Annotated in this window: 7 protein-coding genes; 4 read left to right on the forward strand and 3 right to left on the reverse strand. The window is 65.7% G+C overall.

Features of this window, described 5'->3' with window-relative positions; genetic code table 11:
* Positions 1–177 precede the first annotated feature (177 nt).
* Positions 178–3663 carry an indolepyruvate ferredoxin oxidoreductase family protein gene (locus tag Q0982_RS10780; protein WP_299395234.1) on the reverse strand — a complete coding sequence of 1162 codons (3486 nt, stop codon included), beginning with the start codon at positions 3661–3663 and terminating at the stop codon, positions 178–180.
* A 418-nt stretch (positions 3664–4081) separates the two neighbouring features.
* On the opposite strand from Q0982_RS10780, the gene hppD reads away from it, so the two are divergent.
* Positions 4082–5155: a 4-hydroxyphenylpyruvate dioxygenase gene (gene hppD / locus Q0982_RS10785; RefSeq protein ID WP_299395236.1), complete on the forward strand. Its 1074-nt coding sequence runs from the start codon at positions 4082–4084 to the stop codon at positions 5153–5155.
* Positions 5156–5291: 136 nt separating this feature from the next.
* Positions 5292–6095: a phenylalanine 4-monooxygenase gene (phhA, locus tag Q0982_RS10790; protein ID WP_299395239.1), complete on the forward strand. Its 804-nt coding sequence runs from the start codon at positions 5292–5294 to the stop codon at positions 6093–6095.
* 33 nt (positions 6096–6128) lie between these two features.
* Here phhA and Q0982_RS10795 read toward each other — a convergent pair whose 3' ends face one another.
* The gene (locus tag Q0982_RS10795) at positions 6129–6572 is read right to left on the reverse strand and encodes an acyloxyacyl hydrolase (protein ID WP_299395241.1); all 444 of its coding nucleotides are present in this window, start codon (positions 6570–6572) and stop codon (positions 6129–6131) included.
* Positions 6573–6913: 341 nt separating this feature from the next.
* Positions 6914–8710 carry a long-chain fatty acid--CoA ligase gene (locus Q0982_RS10800; RefSeq protein WP_299395243.1) on the reverse strand — a complete coding sequence of 599 codons (1797 nt, stop codon included), beginning with the start codon at positions 8708–8710 and terminating at the stop codon, positions 6914–6916.
* 248 nt (positions 8711–8958) lie between these two features.
* Between Q0982_RS10800 and Q0982_RS10805 the strand changes: the two genes are divergently transcribed.
* Together Q0982_RS10805 and Q0982_RS10810 are read left to right on the forward strand one after the other, a co-directional pair.
* Positions 8959–10719 carry a M3 family oligoendopeptidase gene (locus tag Q0982_RS10805; RefSeq protein WP_322097003.1) on the forward strand — a complete coding sequence of 587 codons (1761 nt, stop codon included), beginning with the start codon at positions 8959–8961 and terminating at the stop codon, positions 10717–10719.
* A gap of 174 nt (positions 10720–10893) precedes the next feature.
* Entirely contained in the window at positions 10894–12816 is a 1923-nt protein-coding gene (locus Q0982_RS10810; RefSeq protein ID WP_322097004.1) for an alpha/beta fold hydrolase, read from the forward strand.
* The last annotated feature ends 8 nt before the right edge of the window (positions 12817–12824 follow it).

The following is a 12824-nucleotide window of genomic DNA, read 5'->3' on the forward strand; positions in this document are numbered from 1 at the left end:
GCGGAGCGGGAGGGTGAGGGGGGCTTTGGTTTTGTAAGGGGAACGGCGAACGGTTCGGACCGTCTGGCTCCCCCTCACCCAGCTTCGGCCCAGAAGTCTTTCAAGGGGCTCGCTACGCTCGCAAAGCCTGCGCAACCCTCTCCCACGAAGGGGAGAGGGAAGGAGACGAGGCCTCTGTTACTCCGCGGCGGTCTGGCGCTGGGCCGGATCGCGGAAGGCGGTCAGCAGGTCGGCTTCGCAGGCCTTGGCGGTCTTCACGTGGGCTTCCTTCACGTGGCCGTAGCCGCGGATCTTTTCCGGAATCGAAGCCAGTTCCACAGCCAGGGCGTGGTTATCCGGCGTCAGTTTGCCGGCGATCTCCTCCATCAGCGTTTCATAGTCGCGGATCAGGCCGCGCTCCATCCTGCGCTCGGCGGTGTATCCGAAGATGTCGAGAACCGTGCCGCGGAGGCCCTTCAGCTTCGCCATCATGCGCAGGACTGGAAGCATCCAGGCGCCGAACTCCTGCTTCTGCAGTTCGCCGGTGTCGGGGTCGCGCTTGGCGAAAAGCGGTGGCGCCAGATGGAAGGAGAGCTTGAAGTCGCCCTCGAACTGCTCGTTCAGCTTCTGAGCGAATTCCGGGCCGGCGTAGAGCCGCGCCACCTCGTATTCGTCCTTCACCGCCAGAAGCTTGAAGTAATAGCGCGCCACCGCTTCGGCGAGGCCGGAGAAGCCCGGCGCCTTCTCGCCCTCCGCCTTTTTCAGGCGCTCGACCAGCGTCACGTAGCGTTTTGCATAGGCGGCGTTCTGATAGCCGGTCAGGAAGTCGACGCGCCGCTGGATGATCTCTTCCAGGCTCTGGGAGAGATGATGGCTCTGCGGTTCTTCAGCGGGGGTCACCATGCGCTCCACCGCGGCCAGGTCGTGCGCCGCGCGCCGGCCCCAGCGGAAGGCCCGCTTGTTGGCCTCCACCGCCACCGCGTTCAGCTCGATCGCTTGGTTGATCGCCTGAGCGCTCAAGGGCACCAGGCCTTTCTGCCAGGCGTAGCCCAGCATGAAGAGGTTGGTGGCGATGGAATCGCCCAAGAGGGCGGTGGCGATGCGTGTCGCGTCGATGAAGTCCGCCTGGCCCGGGCCGCTGGCCTCGGCAATCAGCCGCTCAAGCTCGCCGCCGGGGAAGGCGAGGTCCGGATTGCGGGTGAAGTCGCCGGTCATCACCTGGTGGCTGTTGATGACGGCGCGGGTTTCGCCCTGCTTGATCTTTGACAGCGCCTCAAAGCCGCTGGCGACCACCAGGTCGCAGCCGAGGATCAGCCCGGCGCCGCCGGCGGAGATGCGCACCGCGTGGATGTCTTCCGGCTGCGGGGCGAGGCGGATGTGGCTCACCACCGCACCGCCCTTTTGCGCAAGACCCGCCATGTCGAGCACGGAGCAGCCGCGCCCCTCCAGGTGGGCGGCCATGCCCAGCAGCGCGCCGATGGTCACCACGCCGGTCCCCCCGACGCCGGTGACGACGATGCCGAAGGGGCTGTCCAGCGCCGGGACCTGGGGCTCCGGCAGGTGCGCCCAGATGTCGGCGTCGCTCTTCGGCCCTTGCGACAGCGGCTTCATCTTGCGGATCTTGCCGCCGTGTACGGAGACAAAGCTGGGGCAGAAGCCCTTCACGCAGGAGAAGTCCTTGTTGCAGGAGGACTGGTCGATGGCGCGCTTGCGCCCGAACTCGGTTTCCACCGGCGCCACCGAGACGCAGTTGGACTTCACCGAGCAGTCGCCGCAGCCCTCGCAGACCAAGTCATTGATGAAGGCGCGCTTGGGCGGGTCGGGAAAGAGGCCGCGCTTGCGGCGCCGGCGCTTCTCGGCCGCGCAGGTCTGGTCGTAGAGCAGAATGGTGACGCCGTCGATCTCGCGCAGCTCCTTCTGGACGGCGTCCAGGCGGTCGCGGTGTTCCACCGTGACGCCGGGCGCCCAGTTGGTGCCGATGGGGTACTTGTCCGGTTCGTCGGTCACCACGACGATGCGCTCTACGCCCTCGGCGGCGACCTGGCGCGTGATCATGGCGGGATCGAGCGGGCCGTCGACCGCCTGGCCGCCGGTCATCGCCACGGCGTCGTTGTAGAGGATCTTGTAGGTGATGTTCACCCCGGCACCGATGGCGGCGCGGATCGCCAGAATGCCGGAGTGGAAGTAGGTGCCGTCGCCCAGGTTCACAAAGACATGCTTGGTCTTGGAAAAGGGCGCCTGGCCGACCCAGGCCACGCCTTCGCCGCCCATCTGGGAGAAGGTGTCGGTGTTGCGGTCCATCCACTGGACCATGTAGTGGCAGCCGATCCCGGCGAGCGCGCGGCTGCCCTCGGGCACCTGGGTCGAGGTGTTGTGCGGACAGCCGGAGCAGAAGTAGGGCACCCGGGTCATGGGCGTCTGCTCGGCCTGCAGGGACTCCTCCTTCGCGGCCAGGAAGCGCAGGCGTTGGTCGATGTCCTCGCTGGAATGGAAACGGGCGATGCGCTTGGCGATGGCCCGGGCGATGCGCGCCGGGGTCAACTCGCCTATGGACGGCAGAATCCAGTCGCCGTTCTCGTCGAACTTGCCGACGACCCGCGGGCGCACGTCGGCGCGCCAGTTGTAGAGCTGCTCCTTCACCTGGTTCTCGATGATGGCGCGCTTCTCCTCCACCACCAGGATCTCTTCCAGACCCTCGGCAAAGCGGCGGATGCCTTCGCGCTCCAGCGGCCAGGACATGCCGACCTTGTAGACGGCCAGGCCGATCTCGGCGGCACGGGCCTCGTCGATGCCCAGGTCGTCGAGCGCCTGGCGCACGTCGAGGTAGGCCTTGCCGGCGGTGACGATGCCGAAACGCGGCTTCTCGGCCCCCAGCACCGTCCTGTCCAGCCTGTTGGCGCGCGCGAAGGCGAGGGCGGCATAGATCTTGTCGCGGTGCAGGCGTTCTTCCTGCTGCAGCGGCGTGTCGGGCCAGCGCACCTGCAGGCCGCCGGCCGGCATCTCGAAATCCTCCGGCAGAATGATCGGGTTGCGCGCCGGATCGATCGACACGCTGGCCGAGGAGTCCACCGTTTCGCCGATGGTCTTGAACCCCACCCAGCAGCCGGAGAAGCGGCTCATCGCCCAGCCGTAGAGACCGAGGTCGAGAAATTCCTGCACGCCGGCCGGATTGAGCACGGGGATCATGAGATCCATGAAGGTGTATTCGCACTGGTGCGCGGTGGTGGAGGACTTCGCCGTGTGGTCGTCCCCCGCCAGCAGCAGCACACCGCCGTGGCGCCCGGCGCCGGCCATGTTGCCGTGGCGCAGCACGTCGCCGGAGCGGTCGACGCCCGGGCCCTTGGCGTACCACATGGCGAAGACGCCGTCGTAGTTGCTGTCGCCGAAGAGCTCGCCCTGCTGGCTGCCCCAGACCGCCGTGGCGGCCAGGTCCTCGTTGACGCCGGCCTGGAAATGGATGTGATGACGTTTCAGGAACGGCGCCGCGCGGCCCATCTGCTGATCGACACCGCCCAGGGGCGAGCCGCGGTAACCGGTGACGAAGCCCGCCGTGTTCAGGCCGGCGGCGAGGTCGCGCTGTCGCTGCATCATCGGCAGACGCACAAGCGCCTGCGTGCCGGTTAGGAAAACCTGCCCGCGCTCAAGAGCATACTTGTCGTCGAGGGATACCGCCTGCAAAGCCATGCCACAGTTCCTGCTTGCTGTTACGGCGCCTTGACCCCGAAGGGCTCCATAAAAAGGTAATAGATACTGACCTAAATGACAATTTCACGCGGCGGCCGCGGCCAAAGAAAGCAAGGAAAAACCGAATCTGGAAACGGCTTTGATCATATCGCAATGCGCCCTCCGCGGTAGGCGAAAGAATTGCCAAGACCTGAGTCTCCGGCGCTTCGCAATGCTGCTGTGCAGCATGGGCGCGACGCACCGCGCTGAACGCGCGGCCCATTCAATGCGTCCTCTGCCGCGCCTATATTGAGGGTATATTGATGGTTACATCCTGCCGGTCTAGTGGTGCCGGCAAAGAGTTGTCGCGCGCCGGATCATGATTGATCGCCGCTTGCGCTGCGACTGGGGAGCACAGAGAGAGACGAAAGGACCCGCCATGGCGGACCATTGGGAAAATCCGATGCAGACCGATGGCTTCGAGTTCATCGAGTTCACCTCGCCGGACCCGGCGGCCCTGGGCCGGCTGTTCGAGACCATGGGCTTTACCGCCATCGCCAAGCATCGCTCCAAGGAGGTGACGCTCTATCGCCAGGGCGATGTGAACTTCATCCTGAATGCGGAGGGCGAGGGGTTCCCCCAGGCCTTCACCCTGCTGCACGGCCCCTCCGTCTGCGCGATCGCCTTCAGGGTCAAGGATGCGGCGGCGGCCTGTAAGCGCGCGGAGGAGTTGGGCGCCTGGGTGGTCGAGTCGAGCGCCGGGCCGATGGAATTGAACATCCCCGCCATCAAGGGCATCGGCGACTCGCTGATCTACCTCGTCGACCGCTACGGCGACAACGGCTCCATCTACGACGTTGATTTCAAGCCCTTGCCGGGCGTCGATCAGCACCCGCCGGGCGCGGGCCTGACCTACATCGACCACCTGACCCACAACGTCTACCGCGGCCGCATGAAGGAGTGGGCGGAGTTCTACGAACGCCTCTTTAACTTCCGCGAGATCCGCTACTTCGACATCGAGGGCAAGCTGACAGGGCTTAAATCCAAGGCCATGACCAGCCCCTGCGGCAAGATCCGCATTCCCATCAACGAGAGCGCCGACGACAAGTCGCAGATTGCCGAGTACCTGGAAGAGTACAAGGGCGAGGGCATCCAGCACATCGCGCTCGGCACCGACGACATCTACGATTCGGTAGAGCGCCTGACGGCCAAGGGTGTCGAGTTTCAGTCCGGTGTGCCCGACACCTACTACGAGAAGGTGGATGCGCGCCTGCCGGGCCATGGCGAGGATCTGGGGCGCCTCGCGGCCAACAAGATCCTGATCGACGGCGCGCCGACGGAAGACGGCGGGCGCCTGCTCCAGATCTTCACCCGCAACGTCATCGGACCGGTCTTTTTCGAGCTGATCCAGCGCAAGGGCGATGAAGGCTTCGGCGAGGGCAATTTCCAGGCGCTGTTCGATTCCATCGAAGAAGACCAGATCCGCCGCGGTGTGTTGAAGGCGGAGGCGTGAGGGACGCGAGAGCCGTGGGGTTAACTTTTGGGTAAGGACGCTGCTGCCAAGCTGATGCGTTAGGCAAGCTCAAGCGTCAGGTCGGTGCCCGCATCGTTTGATCGAGACTTCCCGGAGACGGGAAGGAGGAAGGACCATGGCGAAGTCGACCAGCTATGAATCCAAGATCCCGGACGAAAACGGGATCATTGCCTACAGCGAGGAAGAAAACGCCGTCTGGCGCGACCTCTATGCCCGCCAGGAAGCGCTGCTGCCGGGCCGCGTCTGCAATGCCTACCTGGAGGGCCTGAAGGCGCTGGACCTGCCGCGCGACCGGGTGCCGCAGCTCAAGGATGTCAACGCGCGCCTGCAGGAGATCGGCGGCTTCGGCGTCGAGGCGGTGCCGGCGCTGATCTCGCCCAAACGCTTCTTCACCCTGCTGGCCGAGCGCAAGTTTCCGGCGGCGACCTTCATCCGGCGGCGCGAGGAGTTCGACTACCTGCAGGAACCGGACGTCTTCCACGAGATCTTCGGCCACTGCCCGATGCTGACCCTGCCGACCTACGCCAACTTCCTGCAGAAGTATGGCGAGAAGGCGCTGGAACTCGACAAGTCCTACATATGGATGATGCAGCGGCTGTTCTGGTTCACGGTGGAGTTCGGCCTGATCCGCACGGAGGAGGGGGTGCGCATCTATGGCGCGGGTATCGCCTCCTCGGCCGGCGAGACGCCCTATGCGGTGGAAAGTCCGGAGCCGGAACGCCGGCCTTTCGATGCGTTGACCGTGTTCCGCACGCCCTACCGCATCGACATCTTTCAGCGCGTCTACTACGTGATCGAGTCGGCCCAGCAGCTCTACGATCTGGTCACCAGCGATCTCGTGCCGATCATGGACGAGGCCAAGCGCCTGAAGTCCCTGCCGCCGACCTTCCCGCCCAAGGAAGAAGCGGGCGCCGCTTGACCGGGGTGTCGTTTCGGTTGTTGGCGGCCTGCCCTAGAACACCGCGTCCAGCGGCAGGTGGTAGTAGAGACTGAGGACCTCTGCGCCTGGATTGTCGTCGTCGACACTGGCGTTGGAGATGTGGCTGAAGCCGAGAGAAACCCGCGACAGGTTTTCGAACTGGTAGCCCAGCTCGATCTGGCTGCGGATTTCGAAGGTGCTGCCGAGGTCCTTGCCGTCACCCTCCTCATAGAGACCCGGCGCGATGCTGGCGGTGACGACGATGTCCTCGAAGAAGACGACATCCACCAGGACGCCGATGCCGCCCCAGACCGATCCGTCGGTGGTGACTTCCACACCGCCCCAGGGCTTCAGGAAGAGGAAATCCTCCCCATGCCGGTACTCGAGACGGAAATCCACAGCCTGATCGTCATCCTGGACGAGGTCGAACCAGCCGACGGCAGCGCTGAAGACAGCCGGCGTTTCGTTAAGGGTCACCTGCGCGCTTGCGCGCTGGTTGAAGCTGAAAGCGGCCAAGCAGAATAGCGCCGCCACAAGCGCCAAGCGTCTCATCACCTTTAGAATCCCCCGATTCTGAACGGTCCCCGACAGATCAGACCCGCCCAGCAAGCTGTAACATTCTGGCCGGCGGAACGGGCCATCCGCTCCCCTTATGTCACAGCTTGTGGCCGCGATCCAGCATCCTAAATTGCGCCTTTCGGCGGGGGAATGCGGGACCTCCGGCCCGCTGGCCACCGCTTCTCCGATGCGCCGGCCGGTCCGCAGGTTTCACGGCCCGCCGGTTTGAGCGGCTTTTGTGGGCAGCTTTCAGGGACGGGTCAGGCCCGTTTCTCGTAGAGCCCTTCGAGCACCGGGCCATAGGCTTCCCGGATCTTGTGGCGCCGGATCTTCAAGGTCGGTGTCATCATGTGGTTCTCGACGGTGAAGGCTTCGGGCAGGATGGCGAAGCGGCGGATCTTCTCCAGAGGCGAAAGCTCGCCGTTGACCTTGTCGACCACCGCGCCGACGGCGGCGCGGAAGTCCGGGTCTTCGGCCAGAGCCGCCTGATCGGCCGGCTTGCCGTTTTGTTTCGCCCAGCCCGAGAGGAATTCTTCGTCGGGCACCAGCACGGCGACCAGGTTTGGGCGCTTGTCGCCGTAGACCATGGCCTGGGTGATCTCGGTCTGCAGCGTCAGGATCCCCTCGACGCGCGCAGGGGAAACGTTGTCGCCGCCCGAGAGGACGATGATGTCCTTCTTGCGGTCTGTGATGATGAGGTAGCCGTCGTCATCGATCTTGCCGATGTCGCCGGTGTGCAGCCAGCCGTCCTTCAGCGCCAGCGCCGTTGCCTCCTCGTCGCGCCAATAGCCGTTCATCACCAGTTCGCCGCGAATCAGGATCTCGCCGTCCTCGGCGATCCTGGCTTCGACGCCCGTGAAGGGCGGGCCGACGGTGTGAAGCTTTACTTTCCATGGCGGGTTGGCAGAGACGACGGGCGCGGTCTCGGTCTGCCCGTAGCCCTGCAGGATCGGCAGGCCCAGAGCCGTGAAGAACAGCCCGATGTCGAAGTTGAGCGCCGCGCCGCCGGAAACGATCGCCTTGATCCGCCCGCCGAACCGGGCGCGGATCTTGTTGCGCACCAGCCGTTCCAGGAAGAAATCCTGGATGCGGTCGAGAAGGGTCAGTTTTTCCGGCGCAAGGTAGCGGCGGCGCCCGATCTCCTCGGCCTTGGCGAAGAGCTTGGCCTTGAAGCCGCCCTGCTTGTCGATGCCGCGGCGGATCTTCAGATGCATGGACTCATAGAGCCGCGGGACGGCGGTGAGGATCGTCGGCCGCGCCTCGCCCAGATTGCGCAGCAGGTGTTCGACGCCCTCGGAGTAATAGATCTCCGCGCCGATTGTCATGGGAAAGAACTGACCGGCGGTATGTTCGTAGGCATGGGACAGCGGCAGGAAGCAGAGAAAGACCTCGTGGCCGAGGCCGACCTTCACCAGCAGGTCATAGGCGCCCATGCAGTTGCACAGCATCGCCCCATGGCTGAGCATGACGCCGCGCGGCACGCCGCCGGTTCCGGAGGTGTAGATGATGCAGGCCGTGTCGCCGCGTTCGGCCACGCCTGCGTAGTCTTCGACATCGTCAGGCAGGGCGCGCCCGCGTTCCATGACGGTGTCCCAATGGTGGACCGCCTTGGGACCGGCCTGGCCCTGCTGCAGATCCTCCATGGCAACGACCCAGCGGCAGTCCGGGGCATCCAGGACGGCGGGCATCAGCTTCTTCGCCAGCGCCCGGGTGGACACGATGGCGCCAACGGCGCCACTGTTGCTGAGGATATGCAGATGATCGCCGGGCAGGTTGGTGGTGTAGGCCGGAACGGTGATGCCGCCGGCCGCCATCACGGCGACATCGGCCACCAGCCATTCGGGGCGGTTCTCCGAGACCAGCACCACACGGTCGCCGCGCTCCAGGCCCAGGTCGCGCAGGCCGCGGCTCAGGTCCTTGACCTGCTCGCTGACGGCGGCCCAGGTCTGTGGCCGGTAGGTGCCGTCCACCTTCGACCACAGAAAGTTCTTGTCGCGCCGCGCCGCCGCCTGCTCGAAGAACATCGCGGTCAGCGACGGCCAAGCCGTGAAATCCATATCGTCTCCCCTGGGAAGCCTCGCCGCCCCTGCGTTGCGCCCTTAGTCTGGTGTTTGCGCCGGTGATCGGCCAGAAACCCGTGATCAGTCCGAAACCCGATCCTGCGCCTTTATCCTTGGTTCTCCAGTATTTGCGGTCTATATCGCAAGGGGTCAAGCTGTTGTGTCGGCCGGATTTAGTAGTAGGGACCCTCACGGTCAAGCGCTGAGGTGGTGACGTGGACGCAAAACCGATAGTTGACGAGGCCTTGGGGGAACTTCCTGCCTGGGATCTGAGCGATCTCTACGGCGGGCCGGAGTCCGATCAACTGGGCAAGGACCTGATGCGCAGCGAGCAGCGCGCCCAGGCCTTCCGTAAGCGCTATGCGGGCACTCTGGACGAGCTCGACGGGGAGGCCCTGGGCGCGGCAATTGTGGCCTACGAGGAGATCCACGAGAACCTCGGCCGCATCATGAGCTATGCGCAGCTGGTCTACTCCGGTGATATGACCGACCCGGAGGTCGCGCGCTTCTTCCAGAGCATGCAGGAACGCTCCACCGCAATCTCCAGTGATCTTCTGTTCTTCAGCCTCGAACTCAACCGCCTGGACGAGGCGGCCCTGGCGGAGAAGCTCAAGGCGCCGGGCCTGGCCCGCTACGCGCCCTGGCTGCGCGACCTGCGCGCCATGCGCCCGCACCAGCTCTCCGATGAGGTCGAGCGGCTGCTGCACGAAAAGCACGTTGCGGGGCGCGCGTCCTGGACGCGGCTGTTCGACGAGACCATGGCGGCCCTCCGGTTTCCTTTCCGCGACCAGACCCTGACCTCGGCAGAGGTTCTCAACCGCCTCACCGACCGCGATCCCGAGGCGCGCCAGGAAGCCGCCAGGTCCCTGGGCCGCGTGCTGGGCGAGAACATGCGGGTGTTCTCCCTCATCACCAACACCCTGGCCAAGGACAAGGAGATCGAGGACAGCTGGCGCAGCTTCGCGCGCCCGGTGTCCTCCCGCAATCTGGCGAACTTCGTCGAGGACGAGGTGGTCGATGCCCTGGTCGGCGCCGTCCACCGCGCCTATCCGCGCCTGTCGCATCGCTACTACGCGCTCAAAGCCAAGTGGTTCGGGGTGGAAGCGTTGCCGTATTGGGACCGCAATGCGCCGCTGCCGGAAGACGACGACCGGCTCATCCCCTGGCGTGATGCGCGTGAGCTGGTGCTGGACGCCTATGCGGCGTTTTCGCCGGCGCTGGCGGCCATCGGCAAGCGCTTCTTCGATCAGTCCTGGATCGACGCCCCGGTCCGTCCGGGCAAGGCGCCCGGGGCCTTCGCCCATCCGACGGTGCCTTCGGCCCACCCGTACCTGCTGCTGAACTATCAGGGCCGCACGCGCGACGTCATGACGCTGGCGCACGAACTGGGTCACGGTGTCCACCAGGTCCTCGCTGCCCCGCAGGGCCATCTGATGGCGGAAACCCCTCTGACCTTGGCCGAGACCGCCTCTGTCTTCGGCGAGATGCTGACCTTTCAGGCCATGCTGAAGGCGGAAAGCAGGCCCAGGCGCCGCAAGATCATGCTGGCCTCGAAGGTTGAGGACATGCTGAACACCGTCGTGCGGCAGATCGCCATGCACGAGTTCGAAACCCGCGTGCATGACGAGCGCCGCGGCGGCGAGCTGCTGCCCGACCGGTTGGGCGAAATCTGGATGGAAACCCAGAGCATCAGCCTCGGGCCGGCCATCGCCTTCGACCAGGAATACAGGCACTTCTGGGCCTACATCCCGCACTTCATCCACGTGCCCTTCTACGTCTATGCCTATGCCTTCGGGGACTGCCTGGTGAACTCGCTCTATGCGGTCTACCAGGACGCCGAGCAGGGCTTTGCCGAGAAGTACCTGGCGATGCTGAGCGCCGGCGGCAGCAAGCGTCACCGCGAGCTTCTGGCGCCGTTCGGCCTGGATGCTTCCGATCCGGCGTTCTGGGATCGTGGACTGTCTCTGATCGAGAGCTTCATCGATCAGCTCGAGGACATGGACTAGGCACCGGGTGCTTTCCGGAACTCCGACGGGGGACTGAGCGCTTGGGCTGATGTGGCTCAAGGCGCCGTGAGGGCACTTCCGCTTCAATTGGGCCAGCAAGGTCGCGCCGTCCCGGGCCTTGGAAGGATGCCGGGCAAGAGGCGCGGTCTCATTCCCGCCTGCATGGAGGTTTCGGTGCCAGCGCCCCCCGAATCGCCCCGCCCCGGATCACCCCACCCCGAGTCCCCCCGCCTGGTGGCCAAGGACGGCAAGGCGCTGCCAGCGCCGGATACCGTCGTCGAACCCCCAGACCCCGACCGCCTGCCCGATGTCGCCGGCCACCCGGTCGGCGGCCCTGCTGGCGAGATCATGGCTCCGCCGACGGTTCCTTTGGCGGGCCTCTTCGGCGGCGAGGCGTTCGACCGCATGTTGCACGCCGGCCTCGCGCGCCTGACCGCAGGCATTTCACCGGCGGCGCTGGGTCTCGCCTTCACCGATTGGTGGGCGCATCTGGCCCTGGCGCCGGGCAAGCAGGTTCAGCTTGCCGAGGCGGCCTGGTCGGCCGCCCTGCGCCTCGCCGTTGCCCTCTCGCGCAACGCAGCCGGGGCAGAGGGCTCGGCGGCGATATCCCCGGCGCGCGGCGACAAGCGGTTTCGCGACCCCGCCTGGAACCGGCTGCCCTATGCGATCTACTGCCAGAGTTTTCTGCTGGCCCAGGACTGGTGGCGGCAGGCAGCCGGCGGCGTGCCGGGCGTTTCGCAGCACCACGAGGCCGTGGTCTCCTTTACCCTGCGCCAACTGCTGGACGTGCATGCGCCCTCCAACTATCTGGCGACCAACCCTTTGCTGGCGCGGGAAACCCTGGCTCAGGGCGGCAGCAATCTCTATCGCGGCTGGCTGAACGCGCTGGAGGACTGGGAGCGGCGGGTGAGCGGCCGCGGGCCGGCGGGGACCGAGGCCTTCAAGCCCGGGCGCAACCTCGCCATCACGCCGGGCAAGGTGGTCTACCGCAACGACCTGATCGAGCTGATCCAGTACAGCCCGGCGACGAAGGAGGTTCGTCCGGAGCCGGTTCTGATCCTGCCGGCCTGGATCATGAAGTACTACATCCTCGATCTTTCGCCGCAGAACTCCCTGATCCGCTATCTGGTGGGTGCCGGCCACACGGTCTTTGCCGTGTCCTGGAGAAACCCTGGTGCCGAGGACCGTGATCTGGACATGGAGGACTATCGCCGCCTCGGCGTGATGGCGGCGCTGGATGCGGTGACCGCCATCGTTCCCGACAGCAGGGTTCATGCGGTCGGATACTGCCTGGGCGGGACCCTGCTGGCCATTGCGGCCGCGGCCATGGCGCGTGACGGCGACGACCGCCTGCAGTCCATGACCCTGCTGGCCGCCCAGACCGACTTTACGGAGGCCGGCGAGTTGATGCTCTTCATCGACGAGAGTCAGCTCACCTTCCTGGAGGATATCATGTGGTCGCAGGGCTATCTGGATACCAGCCAGATGGCCGGTGCCTTTCAGCTCCTGCGCTCGAACGACCTCATCTGGTCGCGCATGGTTCATGACTACTACTTCGGCCAGCGCCGCGATCAGACCGACCTGATGGCCTGGAACGCGGATGCCACCCGCATGCCCTACCGCATGCACAGCCAGTATCTGCGCCGACTCTTTCTCAACAACGATCTGGCCCAGAACCGCTACCCGGTCGACGGCCGCCCCGTCACCCTCGGCGACATCCAGGTGCCGGTCTTCGCCCTCGGCACCGCCAAGGACCACGTCGCACCCTGGCGCTCGGTCTACAAGATTGTGCTGCTGACGGACAGCGAGGTCACCTTCCTGCTGACCAGCGGCGGCCACAACGCCGGCATCGTGACCCCGCCGGGCCATCCGCGGCGGATCTACCAGATCACCCGGATGCATAACCACGAGGGCTACATCGACCCCGAACGCTGGCGTGCCTCGGCACCGGTCCACAAGGGGTCCTGGTGGCCGGCCTGGCAGTCCTGGCTGGCCGAGCGTTCCGGGGCGCCCGGGCCGCCGCCGCCCATGGGTCGGCCGGAGGCTGGCTTCCCGGCCCTGGAGGACGCGCCGGGCCTCTATGTCCACGAGCGGTAAAGAACGGC

This window comes from Pelagibius sp. (assembly GCF_028281305.1).
In the GTDB taxonomy this organism is placed as follows: Bacteria; Pseudomonadota; Alphaproteobacteria; order Kiloniellales; family Kiloniellaceae; genus Pelagibius.

Bases quoted from the DNA above. Each gene is read 5' to 3' on its own strand.
- Q0982_RS10780 (WP_299395234.1), bottom strand. From the start codon at position 3,663: ATGGCTTTGCAGGCGGTATCCCTCGACGACAAGTATGCTCTTGAGCGC.
- phhA (WP_299395239.1), top strand. From the start codon at position 5,292: ATGGCGAAGTCGACCAGCTATGAATCCAAGATCCCGGACGAAAACGGG.
- hppD (WP_299395236.1), top strand. From the start codon at position 4,082: ATGGCGGACCATTGGGAAAATCCGATGCAGACCGATGGCTTCGAGTTC.
- Q0982_RS10800 (WP_299395243.1), bottom strand. From the start codon at position 8,710: ATGGATTTCACGGCTTGGCCGTCGCTGACCGCGATGTTCTTCGAGCAG.